Raw genomic sequence first — 26,022 nt, forward strand, 5'->3', positions numbered from 1 at the left:
CCTCCTCTCTTTTCGTGCAGGCGAAGGAGAGGAGAGAGGAGTGAGCGCGATCAGTGACCGGAGGACGCCGACTTGAGGCCCCCTCCCTTGCGCGCAGCGCAGGGGAGGGATGGGGAGGGGTCGGGGCTTTCCCGGGCGAGCCACAGAAGCGAAGAGCAAAAGCACCCCACCCCGGCCCTCCCCTTCGCCTGCGGCGAAAGGGAGGGGGCAAGGCGCTGCTTGATGCCTTCGAGTTGGAAGAAGTCCTGATCCATTCGCCGCAGGGCTTCGACCTGGGCGGGCCCGCGGCGGCGAGTCGGCCAGGGATGGCGGAGCGAGCCGGGCAGCTGCGCCTGGCTGGGTCGAGGCTGGCGGGGAAGTGCAATCTCCGGCCCGAGCTCATGCGGTCTGCAGGTTCATATATCGGCGTTCCGGCGAGGAGCCCGGTTGGTGGGCCCGCTTGTGCATGCGGGGGGCGCCTTTGCATCGCCGATGCGGTCGCGGGCCTACACTCGCCGGCATCCGAAACGAACGGGAGGGGCAGGACATGGGCAGATTCTCGGCAATGCTGCTGGTCGCCACGACGTTGCTGGGGGCCGCGCTGCCGGCGGCGGCCAAGGAGGTGGCCAGGCCGGTGCAGTGGAAGGTCGGCGATCAGGCGTTCTCCGGCGTGCTGGTCTACGACGATGCGGGCAAGGCCAGGCGTCCGGGCCTGGTGATGGTGCCGGACTGGATGGGCGTGACCGATGCGGCGGTCGATCGGGCCCGTGAAGTGGCCGGCGACGACTATGTGGTGCTGGTGGCCGATGTCTACGGCACCGGCGTGCGGCCGAAGAACGCCGAGGAGGCGGGCAAGCTGGCGGGTGGCCTCAAGGGCGATCGGCCAGCGCTGCGCGCCCGCGTGCGCAAGGCGGTGGAGGTGCTCAAGGCGCAGGCCGGCGCCGCGCCGCTGGATGTGGCGCGGATCGGCGCCTTCGGCTTCTGCTTCGGCGGCACCACGGTGCTGGAACTGGTGCGCGGCGGCGATGCGCTGGCCGGCGTGGTCACCTTCCATGGCGGACTGGAGCCGGGCAGCACGCCGGCCAAGCCGGGTTCGGCGAAGACGCCGGTGCTGGTGCTCAACGGGGCGGACGACCGCGGCGTGTCGGCCCAGAGCATCGCCGACTTCCGCAAGGAGATGGACGCGGCCGGCGCGGACTGGCAGTTCGTCGATTTCAGCGGAGCGGTGCACTGCTTCGCCATCCCCGGCGCGAACAGCCCGCCCGGCTGCGTCTACAATGCGCGTGCGGCCAAGCGCGCCTATCGGATGGCGCAGGACTTCTTCGAGGAGGTGTTTTCGAAGCGGGACTAGCGAAGAAGCATGAGGCGTGATCGAGCGCGGGCACGCGGCCGCGCTTGCTCACGCCTCGCTTCTCGGCCTCAGTGGCGGCGCTCGACCGCGTAACGCGCCAGGCCGCGAAGGGCGGCGACGGCATCGTTTTCCGGCAGGCCTTCCAGCGCGGCCTCGGCGGCGCTGGCGTACTCGGTGGCGCGGCGCTGGCTGTAGGCGATGCCGCCGGTGGCGTGGATCGCGGCCAGCACTTCGGGCATGGCGTCGGTCTGGCCGTCGGCTACGATCTGGCGCAGGCGCGACTGGGTGGTCGCGTCGGAATGGGCGATGGCGTGGATCAGCGGCAGCGTGGCCTTGCCCTCGGCCAGGTCGTCGCCCAGGTTCTTGCCCAGATCGCTTGCGTCGGCGGTGTAGTCCAGCACGTCGTCGGCGATCTGGAAGGCGTAGCCCAGCTGCATGCCGTAGTCGTACAGGCGCTGCTGCAGGGCGGCATCGGCGCCGGAGGCCAGCGCGCCCAGTTGGGTGCCGGCGGCGAACAGCACCGCGGTCTTGCGCTCGATCACGCGCAGATAGGCGGCCTCGTCGGTGTCGGGGTTGTGCACGTGCAGCAGCTGCAGCACCTCGCCCTCGGCGATGCGGTTGGTGGTGTCGGCCAGGATGCGCATGACGGCCATGCGGTCCAGTTCCACCATCAGCTGGAAGCTGCGCGAATACAGGAAGTCCCCGACCAGCACGCTGGGCGCGTTGCCCCACAGCGCGTTGGCGGTGCTGCGGCCGCGGCGCAGGTCCGATTCGTCCACCACGTCGTCGTGCAGCAGGGTCGAGGTGTGGATGAACTCGATGATCGCCGCCAGCTGGTGGTGTTCCGGGCCGGCGTCCACGCCGCAGGCGCGGCCGGCCAGGGCGACCAGCATCGGCCGCAGGCGCTTGCCGCCGGCGGAGATGATGTGGTCGGCGATCTGGTTGATCAGCACCACGTCCGAGGCCAGGCGACGGCGGATGAGGGCGTCGATGGCCGCCATGTCCGCCGCGGCGAGGGACTGGATCTGCGGCAGCGCCAGGGCGGCGGAGGGGAGCTGAACGGCGGAACATGCGGCCTGGGAGTTCCAAGGAGAACGGCGATTATAGGTGGGCCGGGGTGAGTTCCGGTCGGCGATGTCCTACACGCCGGCGCGGGGTTTTCCGGTAGACCGGACGGGCCGGCTATAATCCACTGTCCGCAGCCCGCATTCGGCGGGCGCTTCGCAACCGGACGAATCCTCATGGCACGCGGCATCAACAAGGTCATCCTGGTGGGCAACCTGGGCAACGACCCGGACACCAAGTACACGCAGGGCGGCATGGCCGTCACCCGGATCAGCCTGGCGACCACCAGCGTGCGCAATGACCGTGAAGGCAACAAGCAGGAACGCACCGAGTGGCACCGCGTGGTGTTCTTCGGCAAGCTCGGCGAGATCGCCGGCGAGTACCTGCGCAAGGGCTCGCAGGTCTACGTCGAAGGCGAGATCCGCTACGACAAGTACACCGGCCAGGACGGCGTGGAGAAGTACACCACCGACATCGTCGCCAACGAGATGCAGATGCTCGGCGGCCGCGGCGAAGGCGGCGGTGGCATGGGTGGCGGCGACCGTCCGCAGCGTGCCCCGCGCCAGGAGTACGGCGGCGGTGGCGGCGGTGGTGGTGGATACGGCGGCGGCCAGCAGCAGCCGCGTCGCCAGGCCCCGGCCCAGCAGCCGGCGCCGATGGACGACTTCGCCGACGACGACATTCCGTTCTGAGCCTTGCGTACACCTGCTTCAACAGCATCCCGGTAGGCCCCGACTCCTTCCGGGATTTTTTTCGCCCTGATGGGACAGCGGGTGGCCGTCGCCCGCCGCTTGGAGGGTTCCCACGCAGGCCCCGCCCTGGAGTCGTGACGATCCGAGGAGTCGGGCGCTTTCCGAAGCAGCCGCAGGCCCTGTCAGCGGCCCGCGAGCGCACCTTGGTGGTGGGCCTCAGGCGAACAGCGAGGTCTGCAGGCAGTACGCGATCAGCGCCTGGTCGCTGTCCACGCCCAGCTTGCGCATCGCGTTGATCTTCTGCGTGCTGACCGTCTTGGCGCTGCGCTGAAGCTGCCGCGCGATATCGCCCACGCTCATGCCGCCCGTGAACAGGCGGATGACTTCCAGCTCGCGCGGCGACAGGCGCGCGCGCGCCGCGTCGGCCCCGGTCGGTTCACTTGCCGCCTCCTGCAACAGTCCTGTTGGTCGGTAGATGCGGTCGGCGAGCACCACGCGCAGGGCTTGCACCAGGCTGCCCAGGCCATGGCTCTTGAGCACGACGCCTCCGGCGCCCGCGGCATACATCGCCGACACGAGCGACGGGTTGGAGACCATGGTCAGCACCAGCAGGCGGGTTTCCGGGAAGCGGCGGCGCAGGAACGAGATCAGCTTGATGCCGTCGCCGAAGCGCTCGTCGCCGGGCATGCTGTAGTCGCTGATCACCGCCCGCGGCCTTGTTCGCGCCATCAGTTCGATCAGCGTGGCAGGGTCCGCCGCTTCGCCGACGACTTCCAGGTCGAGTTCGCCGGCCAGCACATCGCGGATGCCTGCAAGGACGATCGGATGATCATCGGCGATGAGGATCGGTGTGGTCATGGCGGTGTCGAGCCGGTGTGCGGAGGGGAGGAGCCATCGTCGATCAGCGGATCCAGCAGCTTTCGCAGCCGTCGCTGAAAAGCGGTCAACACGGCCGCCTGGCTGGTCAGTTCCGCGCCCTGGGTGAGACGCTCTTCGATCTCCAGGCCGCTGTCGGCCAACGCGGGAGCGCCGACGATGGCCAGTGCGCCGCGGATGCGGTGCAGCATCTGGACCACGCGTTCGGGCTTGGCCTCCGCGATCGCCTGAAGCAGGCTGTCCAGATCGGCCTGCATGCTCTGCACGAACAGCGTCCGAGTCCTGTCGGGCACCCGCAACGCGGGATCGTCAGGGGCCGGCGGGGAGTGCGTGGGGTTCTCCGGGTGCGACGATGCCGACGTGCTCCCGTTCGTGATCCGGGTCAGCAGGCGCTGCAGCGCTTCCAGGGAGATCGGCTTGACCAGCACGCCCTGCATGCCCGCTTCCTGGCAGCGCTGGCGCTCGGCCGGGTCGGCATTGGCGGTGGCGCCGTGGATCGGCACATCCACACCGCGCGCGCGCAGGGCGCGGGTGAGGCCATAGCCGTCCAGCGCAGGCATGTTCAGATCGGTCAGCACCAGGCCGAACGCGCCCTGCTGCCAGTAGCCCAGCGCTTCATTGCCGTCGCTGGCGACCACGGCGCGGCACCCGAGCTGTTCGAGCTGGTCGCGCAGGATCGCCTGGTTGATCGGATTGTCCTCGGCCACCAGCACCTGCAGGCCGAAATGAGGCGGTTCGGGCAAGCGGCCTTCGACGCTGGCCGCCGCCGACGGGCCGCTGGCGGCCACCAGCGCCGCTACGATGGCATCGAGCCGGTGCAGGCCTACCTGCCACCCGTCGTCCGTCCGTTGCGGCCGCACTCCGCCTTCAGGACAGGCGACCACGCGTGGACCGCCCTGGCAGGCTGGCGGCGGGCCGTCCAGGACCACCTCCAGCAGCACCGGCGTCGCCGGACCGGCGGCGGCGTCCTCGCGGTACACGCTGACGTGCGCGCCGCGCTGGTGCAGACGCTCGCACAGCGACTGCACCAGCTCTCGCACATCGCCACGAACCTGTATCTGCGCGCCCGCCGGTAGATGCTGGGCCGGCGACCGCTGCGGATCCGGTGGCACCACCGCCAGTGGCAGTTCGATACTGAAGCTGCTTCCCAGGCCGGTTTCGCTGACCACGCGCAGACGCCCCTCCATCAGCGCCGCCAGATGCGCGCAGATGGAGAGGCCGAGGCCGGTCCCCTGCGCCGCATCGGTGCTCGGGTTGGCCTGGAAGAAGGGTTCGAACAGGTGCGCCTGGTGCTCGCCGGCGATGCCGATGCCGGTGTCGGCGACCTGCCACTGCAGCCAGCAGCGCTCGTCCTGCCGGCGTCCGGAAACGCGCACCACCACGCGCCCGCTGTAGGTGAACTTCAGTGCGTTGCTGATCAGGTTGTTGAGGATCTGGCGGATCCGCGCGGCGTCGCCGCAGACGGAGGTGGGGACGTCCGCATCGATGCAGGCATAGAACTGCAGGCCCTTGTTCGCCGCGGCGGCGGCGTAGGAGTCCATCGCATCCTCGGTCAATCGCGCAGGGTCGAATGGACTGGGCTCCAGGCTCAGTTGCCCTGCCTCGGCCTTGCTCACGTCGAGGATGTCGCTGATCAACTGCATCAGCGTCGAGGACGAGCGCTGGATGGTGGCCAGATAGTCCTGCTGGCGTGCGTTGAGCGGCGTCAATCCCAACAGTTCGAGGGTGCCGAGCACGCCGTACAACGGGGTGCGTATCTCGTGGCTCATGGTCGCCAGGAACTGGCTCTTGGCACGGTTGGCCTCGTCGGCGGCCAGGCGCGCCTGCTGCTGCACCCGCTCTGCCTCGCGCTGACTGCTGAGGTCGATGAACAGGCACAGCACGGCCGGTTCTCCGCGATAGCGCGCCGACGTCGCCGTCACCAACAGGTGCTGGCCCTCTGGTGTGGTATAGGCCAGCCCGTCGCCGGCCAGGGCGGCCTGGGCCTGCAGGGCGCTCCGTCGCCAGGGGCCGGACCAGCCACCGGCGTCATGCGCCTCGCCCAGCCATTGGCGAGCAAGGCGGTTGTCCAGCAGGACCTCGCCGTCGGCGCTTCGCAGTAGACACAGCCCGATCGGCGCTTTGTCCAGAATGGTGCGCATGAACGCTTCGTTTTCCAGCAGGCGGGCGTGATTGTCGCGTAGCGGCTCGATCACCGATCGCCGGTAGCCGCGCAGCATGAGCACGCCTGCCAGCGCCAGGGCCAGCGCGACCAGCATCGCCCCCAGGATGGGACCCTGTGGGTTCTGCCAGAGCTGTCGCCAGCCGACCTGGTAGACCGCGTGCCAACCACGCTCGCTGCGCATGGAGAAACGCAGTCCATCGCGTCCGGCCTGCCAGGTGTCGCCTGTTCCGCCCAGTTCGGCATCTTCCCCAAGCAGCCGCCGGCCGTCAGGATCGAACAGCGACAGGCGCTGGAAGACGGGCACGCCCAACACCTGCCGGTAGTCGTCGATGCGACCGGGATCCAGCATGCAGGCCAACGCCCCCAGCGAGCCTTCTTCCGCCTCGCCCCACAGCCGCGCGTCCTGAGGCGCATGGGCGATGGCCAGCAGGCGGGTCCGCCGGTCGCGCCAGGGCACGGCGAGCCAGACGATGCCGCCGCGCTTCAGGATGGGCTGGATCTCCATCGCCCGATGGATCTCGGCGATCGTCGGTCGCAGGTGATGAGGACTGTTCTGGCTCGCATCGGCATCGCTCATCTGCACGGGCGCTAGCAGTCCGCGCGTGCCGGATCCATCGACCAGCAGGCACTGCGGCGGCGGGTAGTGCGACGCCGACCAGAACGTGCCATAGAAGCGCAGGAAGCGATCGCCCAGTTCTGTCGGAGGCGATGCGTCGGACCCCGGTGTCTCGATCATGGCGAAATCGGCGAACAGCGGACCGCGCTGGCGGGCCGCGCCGGCATCGGCAACCGGTCGGCCCTGCGAGCCGACATCGTGCAAGCGCCATTGGCGTAGGAAGCGCTCCTGCTCGCGCAGCGTGCCGTCGAGGCGACGGAAGTGGTACTCGATCTTGTCGCGCTCCTGCGTTCAGCAACTGCGTGCCGGTGGACAGCAGTAGCCCGGCCTGGAGCGTGGCCAGCGCCACCACGCCGATCAGCAGGGCGTGGACGCGCAGGGAGCGGCGTGCGAGTCGGCGTACGGGAGCGGCCTCGGCCGGCATGGCGGGTCTCGGAGCGGCGGAGCAGCAGCACGACTTGGCGGCGCAGGAAAGTTGTCAGCGTTCTTGCACAGGCGAATCGTCAATGCCACGGGGTGGATACGGCAAGCATGGATCGCGCTTGGCCGCATGGCAATCCGGCGCTTACCAGGCGGCTTCGCACGCCTTTGAAGCGGCGCCAGGCGCCCTCAAGGGGCATCATGGGGGGACTTCGTCCTCCAGCAGGCGGGTGAAGTCGTCCGAAGGGACCGCCTGAGAGATCAGGAAGCCCTGCACCTGGTTGCAACCGAGCTGCCTCAGCGCCGCCAGATCGGCATCACTTTCCACGCCTTCGGCCACGATGGTCAAGCCCAGCTGCCTGGCCAGGCTGACGATGGTCGACAGGGTCAAGTGCAGGGCGGGATCGCGGGCGCAGCCGTTGACGAGCACACGGTCGATCTTGACTTCGGTGAAAGGCGTGTTGACCAAGTTGCGGACCGAACTCAGTCCCTGGCCGAAGTCGTCCTGTGCCAGGCCGAACCCCTTCATACGCAGGCGGCAGGTGCCTGCGTAGAAGTCGCTGACGTGCCGGGTGGTGCTGCTCTCCATCAACTCGAAGCACAACTCCCCGGGCGAACCGCCCAGGGACAGGGTCAGTGCCAGCAGTTCATCGGGCAGATCGGCCTGCTCCAGCAGGTGCGGTGGCAGGTTGATCGAGACCGGCACCCGGAAGCCATGTCCGCGCCAGCGCGCCTGCGCCCCGATGCTGGCCCTGAGCACCATCCGGAGCAGTTCGCCCTCCATCCCGAAACGGCAGATCGCCGGCAGAAAGCTGCCCGCCGCCAATGTCCCCAGCTGCGGATGGCGCCAGCGCACCAGCGCTTCGGCGGCCACCACACGCCCCGACTGCAGCGACTTCTTGGGCTGGAACCACGCGGTGAGGCTGCCGTCGGCCATCGCCTCGCGCAACTGCTGCGCATCGGGCTCCACCACCGTCGCGGCCGCCGCTGGTGCCACGCGGTCTCGCGCCAGCGCCTGGAACAGCGCCTCCACGTCGTTCTCCGCCACGGGCTTGGACAACAGGCCGATCACTTCCAGCCCCAGCGATTCGGCCATCAGCCGCGCAGAGGTCATCATGCGCCTGGGGGCCGCGCTGACCACGGCCAGGCGCGGCGGTCGCGACTGCGCCGCCAGCGCCTGGATGAACTGGATCCCGTCCTGGCCGGGCATCAGCAGGTCGCTGAGCACCAGGTCGTAGGATCTGCAGGCGCAGAAGGCGATGGCGGCATCCACGTCTTCGCAGGCATCCACCTGCACGCCGGCGCGGTTGCCGAACAGGTTGGCGAGATAACCGCGCTGGAATGGCTGGTCTTCGAGGATCAGGACTCGCTGGGTCATGCGGGATCTCCTTGGCGCAGGGCGGTGAGCGCCTTGCGCAGGTGGGCGATATCGATGGGTTTGCCGAGGTAACCTTGCATGCCACTGGCCATGCAGCGCTCTCGCTCCTCGGGGGCGACGCTGGCGGTGACGCCGACCACCGGCACCGGGTTGCCGTCCTCGCGCAACTGGCGGGCCAGCGCATGGCCGTCCATGCGCGGCATGTTGATGTCGGCCAGCACCAGGTCGAAGGACTGGGCCCGGCACAGTTGCAGCGCCTCCACGCCGTCCTGCGCCAGTTCCACCTCGCAGCCCAGCGCACGCAGCTGCTCGGCCAGGATCACCCGGTTGATCGGATTGTCCTCCACGGCCAGCACGCGCAGGCCCAGTGGCGGCGCCGGCGTGGCGCGCGCGCGCGTCGGCAGCGTCGCGCGTTGCTGCTGGACGCAGGCCAGCGCCCGGCCGATCGCGGTGATGCCGTGCAGGGTGACCACGAGGCTGCCGTCGGCGGCGACGCTGGGCTGGTCGCCGCCGTCGATCGAAGCCACCACGCGCGGTCCGGCCCACGCCAGGGGCATCTCGGCCTCGCCGTCCATTAGGATCGCGCCGTCGCGGTCGAACAGGGCGGGATCGCCCTGCAACGGCTGTGCGTTGGCGCCCCAGCGGCGCAGCCAGCCGCAGGCGCTGTCGACCAGTTCGCGGTCGCGGCCGCGCACCAGAATCGGCGGGTCGGGCAGCAGCGTCGGACCATCCTCGGCCGCTTCCAGGACCTGCAGCGGCAGGCGGACGCTGAAGCTGCTGCCCAGGCCCGGCTCGCTGACCACCTGGAGTTCTCCACCCATCAGCCGCACCAGGCGATCGCTGATGGACAGGCCCAGGCCCGTGCCTTGCGCATTGCTATCGCCGCGAACCTGGCGGAAGGGCTCGAACAGCCGGGCCTGTTCTTCGGCGGCGATCCCCACGCCGGTGTCGGTCACCTGCCAGACCAACACGCTCGACTCTCCCTCGCGCTGGACCTGGCGCACGCGCAGCACCACGCGGCCATGCTCGGTGAACTTGATGGCATTGCTGAGCAGGTTGCCCAGGACCTGCCGGATGCGGTCGGCATCGCCGAGCACGCAGCTGGGCAGGGCCGGATCGGTGCAGACGAGGGCATGCAGTCCCTTGTGGATCGCGGCCGCGGCGAAGCTGCGCAGCACGCTTTCGGTCAGTTCGCGCGGCGAAAGTGGCGCGGGCTTGAGGCTGAGCTGGCCCGATTCGATCTTGGACACGTCCAGCACATCGCTGATCAACTGGAGCAAGACCGACGATGAGCTGCCGATGGTGCGCAGGTACTGCGACTGCTGTGCGTCCAGCGAAGTGCGGCCAAGCAGTTCGAGCGTGCCGAGCACGCCGTACAGCGGGGTCCTGATCTCATGGCTCATGGTGGCCAGGAACGCGCTCTTGGCCTGATTGGCCGCGTCGGCGGCCTGGCGCGCCGACGACAGCGCCGCCTGCGCCTGGCGATGCCGGGAGATGTCGTGGAACACGCAGAGCAGCACGTCCTCGCCCTGATAACGACAGGCCGCGTGCAGTACCTGTAGCTGCCGGCCCTCGCGTGTGGTGAATTCCAGACCACGGCCGTGCTCGCCCGCGTGTTCACGCCATGGCGCGCGCCAGTCGCTGTGCTCGCCATCCTCGCCCAGCCAGTCGTGCAGCAACTGATTGGCGAGCAGCAGGCGGCGGTCGTCGCGTTGCAGTACGCAGATGCCGGCGGGCGCCATGTCGATCACCGTCGAACTGAAGTCCAGGTTCTCCAGCAGACGTCGATGCTGCTGCAGCGCCGGTTGGATCGCCTGGCGGTCGATGCAACGCCGCAACAGCCGAAGGACGATGCCCGCGAGCAGCAGCATCGACGCCGACGCCAGCAACGGGACGGACAGGTCGTCGAGCAGCAGCCGTGGGGGCAGATGGTAGACGACGCGCCAACCATCGTTGCCCAGGCTCTTCACCAGGGCCAGGCCGCGCGGAAGACCGCCGCTCCACAGCGCTCCGAAGTGGTCGCCTTCCTGTTGACGCAGCGTCCTCCAGCCCGCGTCTTCGCTCCGGATCGTGTGTGAGCCGAGCGCGCACCTGCCTTGGCCGTCGATCAGCGCGTAGTCGCCGATCTCCGCCGCCTCGAGCATGGCCTGCGTCGCGGCGCTGTCCAGGACGAGCAACAGCCAGTCGGTCGCCTCGCCATCGGCCTGGACCGGCTGCGCCAGCGCAAGGCCGTTCTCCCCCCAGGCGGATCCAGTACACATGGTCGGCGGCTTCGGGCCGACGCAGGCGCGCCTGGAGCTGCCGCCGCGATGGCATGCGCGCAGGATCGATCTCGATCTCGTCGCCGGCCACGCGATGTACGCCATGCGCATCGACGAAGAAGAGTTGCGTGCGCAGATACCGCAATGTGTGCTCCGCGCGCCAGGACAGGAACAATCGCGCGCCGTCCGCTCCGCCCAGGACGACCTCGCGGGCGCCATAGCCCAGCGCGACGGGACGGATCTGGTCGCCTGGAAGCGCGGAGTCGCGCAGGTAGCGCAACAACGCCTCGCGCTGGTCGAAGTAGAGCTGCGCCTCGTATGCGGCCGCGTTCATGTCCCGGCGGTGCATCGACACGTCGTCGGCGAATCTGGCCAGCAGGAACAGGCCCGTGGCGCACGTCAGGCAAAGGAACGCGCAGCCTGTCAGCAGCTGCAGCAGCGTCGAGGCGATGGCGGGGAACTTGAGGCTGCGCAGCAATCGCGCGCGGATCTTGAACATCGACCGAGGATAGGTCCGCCCCGATATCCGGCCCATCAGACGATCCCTAGATTTTCTGGCGCATCGCCGCTTGAATCCGCGCCCGCCGCAGCCACCCTGGCGCGCGATGTCAGGATCGGGAGCGGTTCTAGGGATCGTCCGATTGCCGGCGCCTCGACGGCGACCGTAGGGTAGTCACGCGAACACGAATGCACGCCTCAGGGGGCTGGCGTCGCACCAGACCGGACACGTCCCTCATGAAATCGGTACGGAACAATGACCTCTCCAGGCGCGCCGCGGGCCTTCGCGCAGCGTCTGCGCTGACCATGATCCTGCGCGGCATCGCCGCGACGGCGCTGGCGCTGTCGGTGTGGGCGTCTTCCGCGGAGGGGTGGTTCACCGCGGTGGCGCTCGTCCTTGGGGGATACGGCCTGCTGTACGCACTCTTCTCCTTCATCGGTTCGAGGAGCTGGCTGGATCTGGGGCTGGCGCTTCTGGCGGCGTGGAATCTGCTCAGGCTCGCGCTATAGGTTCGCGCGTGGCTTTCTTAGGATTGCAGTCCTTTGCCGCATGGAGTTGCGCTTGCCCTGCCCAGGCGGTCGCCACAGCGGTGATGCGCGAAGCGCGGCGTCATGTCCGTCGCTGGTAGCGCGAGTGGCGATAAATAGGAATCGCCTGATGTCCCCGGGCCCGGACGACGACTAGCTTGCGCAATCCATCCGCCTGGCGCGCATCCATGCCGCAGGTCATGGGTGTTCATCCGGCATCCCGGCTATTTCCGGTGATGAGCCGGCCCCGGGGTCGCAAGGCGCGGCCGAGCGGGGTTCGTCAATCAGAATGGAGAAATACAGGTGACCTTACTGTTCAAGGCCGTCGCCTCCGGTTCCAACGGGTCCGATCGGGGCCAGACATCGGCGGTGGCACTGTCATCACTGGGACTCATCGCGTTGGCGCTTAGTGCCGGGCCCGCCTTCGCTCAGGCGAACGGAAACGGATCGCTTCAGCTGTGTCCGCCAGGCACGACGGGCGGCTCGGGAAAGATGCTTGGCATCGGCTCCGCCGCACCGTCGACACTGAACTGCGTCAAGGGCAACGCCTCCTTCGCGCTCAACAATAGCGGCGACGAAACAGGTGGATCCGGTTTCGGCCGTTCAAGTGCGCAGGTCGCCGGATACAGCGATGGGCGATTGGTGCTGAAGGGGAATGGCGGTGTGAGCATTATCGGGGCGACCAGCTTCGATTCGGCCGCCAGCTTTGGCAACAACCGTGTTACAGGCGTCATGGCAGCGGAGTTGTCGGCTTCAAGCACCGATGCGGTCAACGGCTCGCAGCTTGCCGCGACCAACGCGGATGTGGCCGCCAATGCCACTGCGCTCGGTGTCCAGACTGTCCGCACGACCCGTCTTGGCGAGGGGATCGCGGCCGCGCTGGGCGGCGGCGTCAGCGTTGACCCACTCACCGGTGCGGTGACGGCGCCGAGCTACACCTTGGACGGTAAGACGATGTCGAGTGTGGGTACCGCGCTGACCAATCTGGACGGCCGTACGACCGGCAACACCAGCAGCATCACCACGATCAACGGCAGGCTCGACGGCTTGGCCAGCGGCACATCTGGCCTGGTCCAGCAGGCTGGGCCAGGCGCGGCGCTGACGGTGGGCGCTACGACCGATGGGGATCGAGTGAACTTCACCGGGAAGTCCGGTATGCGCACGCTCGCCGGCGTCGCCGCGGGAAAGGTTGCGGCCGACAGCGATGAGGCTGTCAACGGCGCGCAGCTGGCCGCGACCAACGCGCAGGTGGCGACCAATACCGCTTCACTCGGCGCCCAGGCCGGGCGTACGACGCGTCTGGGCGATGGGATCGCCACCGCCCTGGGCGGCGGCGCCAGCATCGATCCGGTCACCGGTGCGGTGACGGCACCCAGTTACGCCGTGGACGGCAAGACGGTGTCGAGCGTCGGGGCTGCGCTGACCAATCTGGACGGTCGAACCACCAGCAACGCCAGCAACATCACAACGATCAACGGCCGTCTCGATGGCCTGGCCAGCGGTGCTTCCGGTCTGGTCCAACAGGCTGCGCCCGGCGCGGTGCTGACGGTCGGGGCGGGCACAGGCGGGGACCACGTGGACTTCACCGGCATGACCGGTTCTCGCAAGCTCAATGGCGTTGCAGCCGGCAAGGTCGGCGCCGACAGCACCGAAGCCGTCAACGGCGCGCAGCTGGCCGCGACACAGGCCGATGTGGCGTCGAATGCTGCCTCGTTGAGCGCTCTGTCCACTCGCACCACCACTATCGCCAAGGGCATGGCCACCGCCCTGGGCGGCGGCGCCAGCATCGATCCGGTCACCGGTGCGGTGACGGCACCCAGTTACGCCGTGGACGGCAAGACGGTGTCAAGCGTCGGGGCTGCGCTGACCAACCTGGACGGTCGAACCACCAGCAACACCAGCAGCATCACCACGCTCAACGGCAGGCTCGACGGCTTGGCCAGCGGCGCGGCCGGCCTGGTCCAGCAGACTGCGCCCGGCGCGGCGTTGACGGTGGGCGCTACGACCGATGGGGATCGAGTGAACTTCACCGGGAAGTCCGGTGTGCGCACGCTCGCCGGCGTCGCCGCGGGAAAGGTTGCGGCCGACAGCGATGAGGCTGTCAACGGCGCGCAGCTGGCCGCGACCCAGGCCGATGTGGCGTCGAACACCGCCTCGCTGACCGCACAGAGCGCTCGCGCCACGACCACCGCCGATGGCCTGGCCGCCGTTCTGGGCGGCGGCGCCAGCGTCGATCCGATGACCGGCGCGGTGACATTGCCCAGTTACACCGTGGACGGCAAGACGGTCTCGAACGTCGGAGCGGCCCTGACCGACCTGGACGGTCGCACGATCAGCAACACCAGCAGTATCACCACGCTCAACGGCCGCCTCGATGGCCTGGCCAGCGGCGCGTCCGGTCTGGTCCAGCAGGCCGCGCCCGGCGCGGTGCTGACGGTGGGTGCAAAGACCGATGGCGATCGCGTGAACTTCACCGGCACGGCCGGGACGCGCACGCTGACCGGTATCGCGGCCGGCAAGGTCGACGCCGACAGCAGCGAGGCCGTCAACGGCGCGCAACTGGCCGCCACCCAGGCCGATGTGACATCGAATGCCGCCTCGCTGACCGCACAGGCCGCTCGTGCCGCGGCCACCGCCGATGGCCTGGCCGCCGCTTTGGGCGGCGGTGCCAGCATCGATCCGGTCACTGGTGCGGTGACGGCGCCGAGCTACACCTTGGACGGCAAGGCGGTGTCGAGCGTTGGGGCTGCACTGACCAACCTGGATGGTCGAACCACAGGCAACACCAGCAGCATCACGACGATCAACGGCCGCCTCGATGGCCTGGCCAGCGGCGCGTCCGGTCTGGTGCAGCAAGCTGCAAAGGACGCGGTGTTGACGGTTGGTACGAGTACCGGCGGGGATCGGGTGGACTTCACCGGCACTTCGGGTTCTCGCAAGCTGAGCGGCATCGCGGCTGGCAAGGTTGCGGACGATAGCGACGAGGTGGTCAATGGCGCGCAGCTTGCTGCCACCAAGGCCGATGTGGCCGCCAATGCCGCTTCGCTCGGTGTCCAGACCGCCCGCACGACGCGGTTGGGCGATGGGATCGCCACCGCCCTGGGTGGCGGTGCCAGCATCGATCCAGTCACCGGTGCGGTGACGGCGCCGAGCTACACCTTGGACGGTAAGACAGTGTCGAACGTCGGGGCCGCGCTGACCAATCTGGATGGTCGAACCGCAGGTAACACCAGCAGCATCACGACGCTCAATGGCCGTCTCGACGGCCTGGCTGATGGCACGTCTGGCCTGGTCCAACAGGCTGCGCCCGGCGCGGCGCTGACGGTGGGCGCCGCGACGGATGGGGATCGAGTGAACTTCGCCGGCACGACCGGGACGCGCACGCTGGCCGGTATCGCGGCCGGCAGGGTCGACGCCGACAGCACCGATGCGGTCAACGGCTCCCAGCTTGCCGCCACCCAGACCGATGTGGCGTCGAACACCGCCTCGCTTGGTGTCCAGACCATCCGCACGACTCGCCTGGGCGATGGGATTGCCACCGCCCTGGGCGGCGGCGCCAGCGTCGATCCGGTGACCGGTGCGGTGACGGCGCCCAGCTACCTCGTGGATGGCAAGACAGTGTCGAGCGTCGGGGCCGCGCTGACCAATCTGGATGGTCGAACCACCAGTAACACCAGCAGTATCACGACCCTCAACGGCCGGCTCAATGGCCTGGCCAGCGGCACCTCTGGCCTGGTCCAGCAGGCCGCGCCGGGTGCGGGGCTGATGGTCGGTGCGAGTACGGGGGGCGGTCAGGTGAACTTCACCGGCACCGACGGTGCGCGCACGTTGGCCGGCGTCGCGGCCGGCAAGGTTGATGCCGACAGCACCGAGGCCGTCAACGGCGCGCAGCTTGCTGCGACCCAGGCCGATGTCGCATCGAATGCCGCCTCGCTGAGCGCTCAGGTCGTCCGTACCAACCTCATTGCCAACGGCATGGCCACCGCCCTGGGCGGCGGTGCCAGCGTCGATCCGGTCACCGGTGCGGTGACGGCGCCGAGCTACACCTTGGACGGCAAGACGATGTCGAGTGTGGGTGCCGCGCTGACCAATCTGGACGGTCGAACCACCAGCAACACCAGTAGCATCACCACGATCAACAGCCGTCTCGATGGCCTGGCCCACGGCGCCGCCGGTCTGGTGCAGCAGCTCTCGCCCGGGGACGTCCTGACGGTGGGCGCGGTGAGCGGCGGCGACCGGGTGAGCTTCAGCGGTACGGCGGGTGCGCGCGTGCTGACCGGTGTGGCTGCCGGACAGGTGGCCGCCGACAGCGCCGATGCCGTCAATGGTTCGCAGCTTGCCGAAACGAACGTCCGCATGCGCAGCGCAGAGGATGCGCTAGGCCGCATGGATGGACGCCTGGGTCACGCCGAATCCAGTGTCAACCACCTTGTCGATACGGTTTCCAGCCTGACCGGAGGCGGTCTGGGGCTGGTCACGCAGGCCGAGCCCGAGGACAGCATCAGGGTCGGCGCGGAGCGTGCGGGCAAGGCAGTCGACCTCGCCGGCGCCGAAGGCTATCGACGCCTGACGGGCGTGGCCAACGGCGTGAAGGACGAGGATGTCGTGACCATGGCCCAGCTGCGCGCCGCTGGCGCGCTCGATCCGGTCTCCGGGAAGCCGCTCGCCGTCCTGACCTACGACGATCTCACGCTGAGCCGGGCGACATTAGGAGGCATGGGAGGGACCGTGCTCGCCAATGTGGGTGCGGGCCTGATCGCTGCGGGCAGCATGGAGGCTGTGAACGGCGGTCAGCTCTTCGACGTCAAAACCTTGCTCGAAGGCCGGATCGACGGCTTGAGCGGTCGCATGGAGGCCGTCGAGAACGCCGCGGCTCCAGGGCCCGGCTCCGGGCCTGCCGGGCAAGACGAAGGACTGATCCAGGCCGGTGGTCAGGACTCGGTCGCCATCGGCGAGGGCGCGAGCGCGTCCGGAACGAACTCGGTCGCCATCGGGAAAGGCTCGGTCGCGGAAGGCGAGGGAGAAGTCTCCGTCGGCGCGAGCGGTGCCGAACGCCGGGTCTCCAACGTCGCTGCGGGCGTGGCGCCCACCGACGCCGTCAACCTTCAGCAGATGCACGAGGTCATCCAGGCGGAGCGCGACTGGGCCTCGCAGCGTTTCCGGGAGGTCGACAAGAGGATCGACAGGATGGGCGCGATGAGTGCGGCCTACGCGGGCATGGCGTTGAACACGGCCGGACTGGCGGGCGACAACCGGCTGGGCGCGGGCGTCGGATCGCAGAACGGGCGCAGCGCCCTGGCGGTGGGCTACCAGCGGATCGTGGGTGAGAAAAAGAACATTTCCATCTCCCTCGGTGGCGCGTTCAGCGGCAGCGACCGGGGTGTGTCGGGCGGCGCCGGATTCAGCTGGTAGCGCTTGGAGCAGGATGCTCCCGGGCTTGATGTCCCTGGACGCTGTGTTCTCAAGAGCCCCGCACGCCGCGGGGCTCTTTCATGGGCCTGGATCGCACCGCGCTTGCTCAGCGATGCGGCCGCATCATCCACTTGAGCAGCGGGGCGGCGACCAGTGCGATCACGCCGCAGCCCAGGCCGATCCACATCATCAGCCAGAACAGGTGCGCGTAGCGGGCCGAGGCCTCGACCAGGTCCATCGTCTGGCCCGCGGGTACCTCGATGGAGGCGAGCTTGCCGAACATCGCCGCCAGCATTTCCGAGAACGCGGTGGCCAGGAACCAGGTGCCCATCATCAGGCTGACGACCCTGGGCACGGCCAGTTGGGTGACCGCCGACAGGCCAACGGGGGAGAGGCACATCTCGCCCAGCTCCAGCACGAAGTACGCGGCCACGATCCACCACACGCTGGCCATCTGCCCGGTGCTGCCCACGTGATGCGCGGCCAGCGCCAGGGGGATGAACGAGGCGCCGGCCAGCAGCAGGCCCCAGGCCGACTTCACCGGCTTGGACGGGTCCAGCCCCCGCCGGTCCAACCAGGCCCACAGCGCGGCGAAGATCGGCGCCAGCAGCACCAGGAACAGGGCGCCGAGGTAGGTCAGCGAGCCGGCGGTCTGCGGCAGCACCAGACAGTCGCGCACCAGCAGCACCACGATGATCGCCGCGGCGATGGCGAACACCGTGCGCGGCGCCTTGGACTGCGGATGCCGGTCCGACAGCGAGGCCGCGGCCACGAACGCGATCGGGGCCAGCAGCAGCGAGACGATCGACCAGGGCAGCGCCGTGCCTTCGCGGATCACCAGCGCCGGCACGATGTCCTTGGTGAGCAGGCGGTCGTTGAAGGTCACCCACGAGCCGTAGGTCTGCTCGTACAGGGTGAAGAACACCAAGGCCATGAAGATCAGCGCCATCAGCGCCAGCATCTGGCGGCGCTGTTCGGGCGTGCACTGGGTAGCGAGGAACCACGCGAACCACAGCAGCACCCCGCCCAGCACCACCAGCATCAGCAGCTGCGCCAGGGTGACCTCGCCGCCCAGCGCGAACGCGCCGTTGGCCGTGGCCCACATCAGCCAGGCGATCGGCAGCACGCCGACGATGGCCAGCAGATAGATCAGCCATTCGCGCGGCAGGCCGGCCACGCGCTCGCGCAGCGAGGCCGGGTTGCCCGGTTCGGCATGGCCGTGCAGGTACTTCTGGCCCCACAGGAACATCGCCAGCCCGGCCAGCATGCCGATGCCGGCCGCGCCGAAGCCGTAGCGCCAGCCGTAGGCCTCGCCCAGATAGCCGCACACCAGCGAGGCGAACAGCGAGCCCAGGTTGATGCCGGCATAGAACAGGGAGAAGCCCGAGTCCCGGCGCGGGTCGTCGTCCGCATAGAGCCTGCCGACGATGGTGGAGATGTTGGGCTTGAGGAAGCCCACGCCCATGATGATCAGCGCCAGCGACAGGTAGGTGATGCGCAGGCTGCCCTCATCGCGCAGCACCTGGCCGCCGCTGACCGTGGCGGTGTGGCCCTCGAAGGCCATGCCGACGTGGCCGGCCACCAGCAGCAGGCCGCCGAAGATCACCGCCTTGCGCATGCCGAGCCAGCGGTCGGCGAGCAGGCCGCCGATCACCGGGATGCAGTACACCAGCCCGCCGTAGGCGCCCAGCAGGTCGTAGCCGGCGTCGTCGCCGAACAGGTGATGCTTGGTCAGGTACAGCAACAGCAGCGCCTTCATGCCGTAGAAGGAGAAGCGCTCCCACATCTCGGTGAAGAAGCACACGTACACGCCCTTGGGATGGCCCAGGAAGTCCTCGCGGGCGGGCAGGGCGGCGGAGGTGGCGGACACGGGCGACCTTGCGGCAATGACAGGCGCGCGAGTATGCCAGTGCGCCGCCGGGACGGGGCCGGCGGTGCCCGACCGTGGCAATCGTCACTTGGCCCGGCTCGCCGGCTTGGAGTAGCGTTGCCGTTTTACGTCTTCCGCAGGGCCCCAAGACCATGCAGCAGCCCGTCGCCGCGCCGCGGCAGCTCACCTTCCGCGCCGTCGTGCTGGCCGTCGTGCTGGCCGTGGTGCTCTCCGCCGCCAATGCCTACCTGGGCCTGTTCGCCGGCCTGACCATCGCCACGGCCATTCCCGCGGCCGTGGTCTCGATGGGCGTGCTGCGCCTGCTCGGCGGCGGCACGATCCTGGAGAACAACATCGTCCAGACCGGCGCCTCGGCCGGTTCGTCGATCGCCGCCGGCGTCATCTTCACCATCCCCGCGCTGGTGATCATGGGCTACTGGCCGGACTTCAAGTACTGGTGGGTGCTGGGCATCGCCGGCCTGGGCGGCCTGCTGGGCGTGCTGTTCTCGGTGCCGCTGCGCCGCTCGATGATCGTCGAGGAGCCGCTGCCCTTCCCCGAGGGCAAGGCCGCGGCCGAGGTGCTCAAGGCCGGCGAGAATCCGGGCCCGGGCCTGAAGATCCTGGCCGTGTCCGCGGCCATCGGCGCGTTCGTGAAGCTGGCCGCCGCCAGCGGCCTGCGGCTGATCCCCGACACCTGGACCCAGTCGACCTACCTGGGCAGCGCCCGGGTCACCGCCTTCATCGGCACCAACCTCTCGCCGGCGCTGCTGGGCGTGGGCTACATCGTCGGCCTGAACGTGGGCATCGTGGTGGTGTCCGGCTCGATCCTGTCCTGGCACATCGCCATCCCGCTGTATCAGGCCTTCTTCGCCGGCTCCGATCCGGCGCTGGCGGCCAAGATCGCCGCGGCTTCCTCGGCCGATGCCGCCTATGCCATCTGGAGCGCCAAGATCCGCTACCTGGGCGTGGGCGCGATGCTGATCGGCGGCATCTGGACGCTGTTCTCGCTGCGCAAGTCGCTGCTGGGCGGGATCAAGTCCGGCTTCGCCGCCGCGCGCAAGGGCAGCGGCGGCGTGGCCCTGGCCGAGACCGAGCGCGACCTGCCGATGAAGTGGATGCTGGTGGCGCTGGTGGTGTTCACCCTGCCGCTGCTGGGGCTGTACCAGGCCATCGTCGGCGCGTGGCACGTGTCGATCCCGATGGCGATCATCATGGTCGTGGCCGGCTTCCTGTTCGTCTCGGTATCCGGCTATCTGGCCGGGCTGATCGGGTCGTCCAACAATCCGGTCTCGGGCATCACCATTTCCACCATCCTGTTCGCCTCGGCGGTGCTGGCCCTGCTGATGGGCTCCAGCGGCCTGACCCCGGTCGGCACGGGCGGCGCGCCGCTGGGCGCGGTGGCCGCGATCATGATCGGCGCGGTGGTGTGCTGCGCCGCGGCGGTCGGCGGCGACAACCTGCAGGACCTCAAGGCCGGCTATCTGGTCGGCGCCACGCCGTGGAAGCAGCAGCTGATGCTGGGTATCGGCGCGTTCTCCTGCGCGCTGATCATGGCGCCGGTACTGAGCCTGCTCTCGCAGGCCTACGGCATCGGCGCGCCCACGCCCGAGCATCCCAACGCACTGGCCGCGCCGCAGGCCAACCTGATGGCCTCGGTCGCGCGCGGGCTGTTCGGCGGCCAGCTGCCGTGGACCTTCATCGCGCTCGGCGCGGTGGTCGGCGCGGTGGTCATCGCCATCGACGAGTGGCTGAAGAAGGCGGGCAAGCGCTTCCGCGTGCCGGTGCTGGCCGCGGCCATCGGCATCTACCTGCCGCTGGAGCTGATGGTGCCGATCTTCCTCGGTGGCCTGATCGCGCACCTGGTCGAGCGCTTCCACAAGGTGCGCGCCGACGACGAGGACGGGCGCGACCGCGTGCATCGCCCCGGCGTGCTGTTCGCCGCCGGCCTGATCACCGGCGAGGCGCTGATGGGCATCGCGATCGCGGTGCCGATCGTGCTCAGCAGCCGCGCCGACGTGCTGTCGGTCGGCCTGGACCTGGGCCAGTGGATCGGCCTGGCGGTGCTGGCGCTGGTCGGCTGGCTGCTGTATCGCACCGGCAAGAAGGGCGAGCAGGCGGCCTGACCGCTCCTTGTAGGGCGGAGCTCGCTCCGCTGCCTTTCGGACAGATCGCCATGAAAGCCCCAGCGGAGCAAGCTCCGCTCTACGCAGGTGGCTGCTTGTCTCGGGCGTTCGCATGATCTCGCGTCTTTGCGCCGGCCGACTGGTCCGGCCTACCATCGGCCACTTTTTGAAGTTTTCGGAGTTCGCGCAATGACGCTTCGTCCCGCCTTGCTGTCCCTGGCCCTGATCGCCGCGCTGCCGGCCGCCGCCGCCGAGCGCGGCTTCGACGTGCACGACCTGGTCAAGCTGGATCGCGTGTCCTCGCCCACGCTCTCGCCCGATGGCGGGCGGTTGGTGTTCGCCAAGCGCGTGATGAATGCCGAGGCGACCAAGGCCAGCACCGCGCTGTACCAGCGCGATCTGCGCACGCGCGACCTGCGTCCGCCGACGCAGATCACGCCCGAAGGCTGGAACGTCAATTCGCCGGCGTTCTCGCCCGATGGCCAGACGCTGTACTTCCTGAGCGCCAAGTCCGGCAGCCAGCAGCTGTACGCCATTCCCGCCACCGGCGGCGAGCCGCGCCAGCTGACCGACTTCGCCGTGGACGTGGACGGCTACAAGCTCTCGCCCACCGGCGATCGCATCGTCTTCAGCGCCGGGGTCTTCCAGGACTGCGGCTCTGACCTGGCCTGCACCAAGGGCAAGCTCGAGGCGGCGGCCAAGTCCAAGGCGACCGGCAAGGTGTTCGACCAGCTGTTCGTGCGCCACTGGGACACCTGGAACGACGGTCGCCGCAACACCTTGTTCGTCGCGCCGCTGCCGGCGGCCGGCGCCAAGCCGGTGGTCGGGGCCTCGGCGATCAGCGCGACCATCGCCGGCGATGCGCCGTCCAAGCCGTTCGGCGGCATGGACGATATCGCCTGGTCGCCGGACGGCCGCTCGGTGGTGGCCAGCATCCGCGTGGCCGGGCGTGAGGAGCCGTGGTCGACCAACTTCGATCTCTACCAGCTCGACGCCGCCGGCCGCGCCGCGCCGAAGAACCTGACCGTGGCCAACAAGGCCTGGGACGCCGGCCCGGTGTTCAGCGCCGACGGCAAGACCCTGTACTACCGCGCGATGAAGCGCCCGGGCTTCGAGGCCGACCGCTTCGGCCTGATGGCGATGGACGTGAAGTCCGGCAAGACCCGTGAGATCGCCGCGGACTGGGACCGCTCGGCCGGCGAGATCGTGCTGACCGCCGATGGCAAGTCCATCTACACCAGCGCCGACGACCTGGGCCAGCACCCGCTGTTCAAGGTCGACATCGCCAGCGGGCGCGTGAGCCAGCTGGTGGGCGAGGGCAGCGTCGGCTCGGCCAGCGTGGCCGGCCCCACGCTGGCCTTCACCCGCAACTCGCTCAAGAGCGGCGACCAGATCTTCGTGGCCGATCTGGAAGGACAGAATCCGCGCGCGGTCACGCCCAGCGCCGGCGAGGTGCTGCCGGAAGTGAAGTTCGGCGACTACGAGCAGTTCACCTTCAAGGGCTGGAACAACGACACCGTGCACGGCTACGTGGTCAAGCCGTGGAACTACCAGGAGGGCAAGCAGTATCCGGTGGCCTTCCTGATCCATGGCGGTCCGCAGGGCAGCTTCGGCAACGGCTGGAGCTACCGCTGGAATCCGCAGACCTACGCCGGCAAGGGCTATGCGGTGGTCATGATCGACTTCCACGGCTCCACCGGCTACGGCCAGGCCTTCACCGACGCGATCAGCCAGCACTGGGGCGATCGCCCGCTGGAGGACCTGCAGAAGGGCTGGGCCGCCGCGCAGCAGCAGTACGCCTTCCTCAACGGCGACAAGGCCTGCGCGCTGGGCGCCAGCTACGGCGGCTACATGACCTACTGGATCGCCGGCACCTGGAACCAGCCCTGGAAGTGCCTGGTCGACCACGACGGCGTGTTCGACAACCGCATGATGGGCTACAGCACCGAGGAGCTGTGGTTCTCCGAATGGGAGAACGGCGGCACGCCGTGGAACAACCCGGAGAAGTACGAGAAGTTCAACCCGATCAACCACGTCGCCAACTGGCGCGTGCCGATCCTGGTGATCCACGGCCAGCAGGACTTCCGCATCCCGGTCGAGCAGGGCCTGGCGGCGTTCACCGCGGCCCAGCGTCGCGGCATCGAGTCCAAGTTCCTGTATTTCCCCGACGAGAACCACTGGGTGCTCAAGCCGCAGAACTCGATCCTGTGGCACGACACCGTCAACGGCTGGCTCAAGCAGCACATCGGCGAGTAAAGTCGACGCATGCGCAGTCGGAAAGGCCGCACGCCGTCTGCGCATGCGGCCTTTTCTTTGCAGGCATTATCAGCAGCGGCATCCCTCACGAACCTGCCCCCGCAGGAGTTGTCCATGCCCACCGCAACGCATCGGTTCACCGTGGCCTTCGCCGGCCTCGAGCCGCTGCCCGCCACGCGCCTGAAGGTCGCCAGCGCCCTGCTGCTGGCCGATCTGCTGGACATCAGGCTGGTGCCCTGGACGGGCGCGCAGGTCGATCTGCTGGTGGCCGACGGCGGCGCGCCCGAGGGCGTCCAGGCGATCCGCGCGGCCTGGGCGGCGCGCCTGCCGGTGCTGACCTTCTCGCGCGAGGCCAGCGGCCGCCAGGGCGAGAGCGAGCTGCGCCCGGACGCCTCGGTGCGGCGCATCGCCGAGGCGCTCAAGGCCGGCCTGGCGGCCGGGCATGCGGGCCAGCCGGGCGTTAACCTGCGCTCGCTGCGCCTGATCGACTGCCTGCGCCTGGACCGGCGCGACCCGGGCGCGCGGCGGCTGCTGATGGAGCTGGGCCTGTTCCGCGTGGTGGTCGATCCGGCGCGCGGCCAGCTGCACATGCTGCGGCGCATGCCGCTGGACGAGCTGCTCGACCACGTCGAAAATCCGCGCTGGCAGTCCACGGTGATGGACGAGGCCGACTGGCAGCGCCTCTACCGCGACGATGTCACCACCAGCCACGCCATCGCCCCGCTGTGGTGGCGCCTGGCGGTGCGTCCGACGCTGGCCCTGCCGGTGCTGCCGCCCGCGCGCCTGCAGCTGGCCGCCTGGCCCACGCTGGATCTGGCCAACACGCCGCCGGACTGGCTCGCGGTGCTGGCCCGGCTGCGCGACGAGGACTACACCCTGGCCGAGCTGGTGATCCAGACCGGCGTGGCGCCGCACACCGTGCGGCGGGTGATGTCGGTCGTGCAGCTGAGCGGCCTGGCCCTGATCGATGCACAGCAGGGGCCGGCCACCCGCGCCCGCCGCGGCAATGTCGAGGCGCGCCAGCCGCGTGCGCTGCTCCGCCTGGTCCGGCGGCTGGGCAGGCGCCTGCTGGGACGCGGGCAGGCCTGAGCGGGCGAGGCGGGTTCGCTTCTCCTGGGAGACTCGTGTTCTAAAGCAGCCGCTGGTTGGCGCCAGGCCAGGTGTCGGCCCGCGCCAGGTCCGCCGCGCCGCGTGACTTGCGGCATGGGCGCGCGGGCTGCGGTGCGCGCTAGCGTGGGGGGTGCACGCGGTGATTCCCGTTCGCCGCCGTCCGCGGAGGATGCGACATGAAGTCCGTCATCGGCTGTCTGCTGTGCACCACCCTGTGCCTCGCCGTCGCGCCCGCGCTCGCCCGCCCCCTGCCCAAGCCCGCGCAGATCGACGCGCAGGTCGCCACGCTGATGCAGCGCACCTGCGCCCAGGGCCTGGCCATCGCCATCATCGACCGCGGCCAGCCGGTCTATGTGCAGGCCTATGGCAAGCGCAACGCGCAGGGCGACCCGCTCACCGTCGACACGGTGATGTACGGTGCCTCGCTCACCAAGACGGTGTTCGCCTATACCGTGATGCGATGGGTGGGGCAGGAGCGCATCGCGCTGGATACCTCCATCGCCGACGACCTGCCGCAGCCGCTGCCGCAGTACACCGGCGAGGACCTGGTGACCCGCTATACCGACTGGAGCGCGCTGGACGAGCGCTGGCGCAAGCTTACGCCGCGCATCCTGCTGCAGCATGCCAGCGGATTCGCCAACTTCGGTTTCCTGGAGCCGGACGAGAAGCTGCATTTCCACTTCGATCCCGGCACGCGCTACGCCTATTCCGGCGATGGCCTGGCGACGCTGCAGTTCGTGCTCGAGCAGGGCCGCGGCCTGGACGTGGGGCAGGGCACCGATGCGGTGTTCGCCGAGCTCGGCATGACGCGCACCGCGTTGAAATGGCGGCCGGACTTCGCCGGCAACCTGGCCGACGGCTGGGACGCGAACGGCAAGCCCGCGCCGCACGACGAGCGCTCGCGGGTGCGCGCGGCCGGCTCGATGGACACCACCATCCGCGATCTGGCCCGGTTCGCCGCAGCGCTGGTGGCCGGCCGCGGCATCGGCGCGCGCGAGCAGGCCGAGATGCTGCGCCCGCAGCGGCCGATCACCACCCGCAGCCAGTTCCCCACGCTGCAGGCGGAGCTGCCGCCGGCGCAGCGACGCAAGGATCTTTCCGCCGGACTGGGCGTGGTGACGTTCGAAGGGCCGCAGGGCCCGGGCTTCTTCAAGGGCGGGCACAACGACACCACCGGCAACACGCTGGTCTGCCTGCGGCGGCAGCAGCGCTGCGTGCTGGTGCTAGGTAACGATGTGCGCGCGGAGAAGGGCTTCGCCGAGCTGGTGGAGTTCGTGCTCGGCAAGACCGGTGTGCCCTACGACTGGGAATACGGAACGTCCTGAGCGTCGCTGCGAGCGGCGGCTTCAAGGCAAGGATTTACGTCGTCTCATCGCCGCGGCAGCGGCGAGGGATGCCGACCCGGCAATGATCGTCGCCGCGA

Annotated in this window: 15 protein-coding genes; 9 read left to right on the top strand and 6 right to left on the bottom strand. The window is 69.2% G+C overall.

All coding sequences use genetic code 11. The annotated features are described in order from the left end of the window. The first annotated feature begins 526 nt into the window (after positions 1–526). Complete coding sequence (locus ACFJIT_RS03880; RefSeq protein ID WP_379655098.1) at positions 527–1,330, top strand: dienelactone hydrolase family protein; 804 nt, start codon at positions 527–529, stop codon at positions 1,328–1,330. Positions 1,331–1,398: 68 nt separating this feature from the next. On the opposite strand, the gene ACFJIT_RS03885 is transcribed toward ACFJIT_RS03880, so the two are convergent. Further along, entirely contained in the window at positions 1,399–2,370 is a 972-nt protein-coding gene (locus tag ACFJIT_RS03885; RefSeq protein ID WP_379655707.1) for a polyprenyl synthetase family protein, read from the bottom strand. A gap of 201 nt (positions 2,371–2,571) precedes the next feature. Here ACFJIT_RS03885 and ACFJIT_RS03890 point away from each other — a divergent pair, with 201 nt between their 5' ends. Further along, complete coding sequence (locus tag ACFJIT_RS03890) at positions 2,572–3,087, top strand: single-stranded DNA-binding protein (protein WP_379655099.1); 516 nt, start codon at positions 2,572–2,574, stop codon at positions 3,085–3,087. A gap of 216 nt (positions 3,088–3,303) precedes the next feature. On the opposite strand, the gene ACFJIT_RS03895 is transcribed toward ACFJIT_RS03890, so the two are convergent. The 4 genes from ACFJIT_RS03895 to ACFJIT_RS03910 all read right to left on the bottom strand — a co-directional run bounded on the left by ACFJIT_RS03895 (position 3,304) and on the right by ACFJIT_RS03910 (position 10,907). Continuing rightward, positions 3,304–3,945, bottom strand: coding sequence for a response regulator (locus ACFJIT_RS03895; protein WP_379655100.1), 642 nt, complete (start codon positions 3,943–3,945; stop codon positions 3,304–3,306). Then, positions 3,942–6,947 carry an ATP-binding protein gene (locus ACFJIT_RS03900; RefSeq protein ID WP_379655101.1) on the bottom strand — a complete coding sequence of 1,002 codons (3,006 nt, stop codon included), beginning with the start codon at positions 6,945–6,947 and terminating at the stop codon, positions 3,942–3,944. Before ACFJIT_RS03900 ends, ACFJIT_RS03895 begins: the two co-directional genes overlap by 4 nt. Positions 6,948–7,362: 415 nt before the next feature. Next, complete coding sequence (locus tag ACFJIT_RS03905; protein ID WP_379655102.1) at positions 7,363–8,541, bottom strand: EAL domain-containing protein; 1,179 nt, start codon at positions 8,539–8,541, stop codon at positions 7,363–7,365. After that, the gene (locus ACFJIT_RS03910; RefSeq protein ID WP_379655103.1) at positions 8,538–10,907 is read right to left on the bottom strand and encodes an ATP-binding protein; all 2,370 of its coding nucleotides are present in this window, start codon (positions 10,905–10,907) and stop codon (positions 8,538–8,540) included. Before ACFJIT_RS03910 ends, ACFJIT_RS03905 begins: the two co-directional genes overlap by 4 nt. Between ACFJIT_RS03910 and ACFJIT_RS03915 the strand changes: the two genes are divergently transcribed. From ACFJIT_RS03915 to ACFJIT_RS03925, 3 genes are all read left to right on the top strand, one after another. Continuing rightward, the gene (locus tag ACFJIT_RS03915; RefSeq protein ID WP_379655104.1) at positions 10,906–11,475 is read left to right on the top strand and encodes a hypothetical protein; all 570 of its coding nucleotides are present in this window, start codon (positions 10,906–10,908) and stop codon (positions 11,473–11,475) included. The two genes, ACFJIT_RS03910 and ACFJIT_RS03915, sit on opposite strands and share 2 nt — an antisense overlap. A 131-nt stretch (positions 11,476–11,606) precedes the next feature. Next, a complete protein-coding gene (locus ACFJIT_RS03920) occupies positions 11,607–11,810 on the top strand; it encodes a hypothetical protein (protein WP_379655105.1) in 204 nt (67 codons plus the stop codon). Positions 11,811–12,131: 321 nt separating this feature from the next. After that, positions 12,132–17,240: a YadA-like family protein gene (locus tag ACFJIT_RS03925; RefSeq protein ID WP_379655106.1), complete on the top strand. Its 5,109-nt coding sequence runs from the start codon at positions 12,132–12,134 to the stop codon at positions 17,238–17,240. A 106-nt stretch (positions 17,241–17,346) separates the two neighbouring features. Here ACFJIT_RS03925 and ACFJIT_RS03930 read toward each other — a convergent pair whose 3' ends face one another. After that, a complete protein-coding gene (locus ACFJIT_RS03930; protein WP_379655107.1) occupies positions 17,347–19,110 on the bottom strand; it encodes a peptide MFS transporter in 1,764 nt (587 codons plus the stop codon). A 152-nt stretch (positions 19,111–19,262) separates the two neighbouring features. Here ACFJIT_RS03930 and ACFJIT_RS03935 point away from each other — a divergent pair, with 152 nt between their 5' ends. The 4 genes from ACFJIT_RS03935 (at position 19,263) to ACFJIT_RS03950 (ending at position 25,924) form a co-directional block, all read left to right on the top strand. Beyond that, on the top strand, positions 19,263–21,233 hold the full coding sequence (locus ACFJIT_RS03935) for an OPT family oligopeptide transporter (protein WP_379655108.1): 1,971 nt from the start codon (positions 19,263–19,265) through the stop codon (positions 21,231–21,233). A gap of 189 nt (positions 21,234–21,422) precedes the next feature. Next, the gene (locus ACFJIT_RS03940) at positions 21,423–23,489 is read left to right on the top strand and encodes a prolyl oligopeptidase family serine peptidase (RefSeq protein WP_379655109.1); all 2,067 of its coding nucleotides are present in this window, start codon (positions 21,423–21,425) and stop codon (positions 23,487–23,489) included. A 114-nt stretch (positions 23,490–23,603) separates the two neighbouring features. Further along, a complete protein-coding gene (locus ACFJIT_RS03945; protein ID WP_379655110.1) occupies positions 23,604–24,578 on the top strand; it encodes a hypothetical protein in 975 nt (324 codons plus the stop codon). Between the two features lie 197 nt (positions 24,579–24,775). Then, the gene (locus ACFJIT_RS03950; protein WP_379655111.1) at positions 24,776–25,924 is read left to right on the top strand and encodes a serine hydrolase domain-containing protein; all 1,149 of its coding nucleotides are present in this window, start codon (positions 24,776–24,778) and stop codon (positions 25,922–25,924) included. Positions 25,925–26,022 lie beyond the last annotated feature (98 nt).

Source organism: Pseudoxanthomonas sp. UC19_8 (genome assembly GCF_042700505.1).
GTDB lineage: Bacteria > Pseudomonadota > Gammaproteobacteria > Xanthomonadales > Xanthomonadaceae > Pseudoxanthomonas_A > Pseudoxanthomonas_A winnipegensis.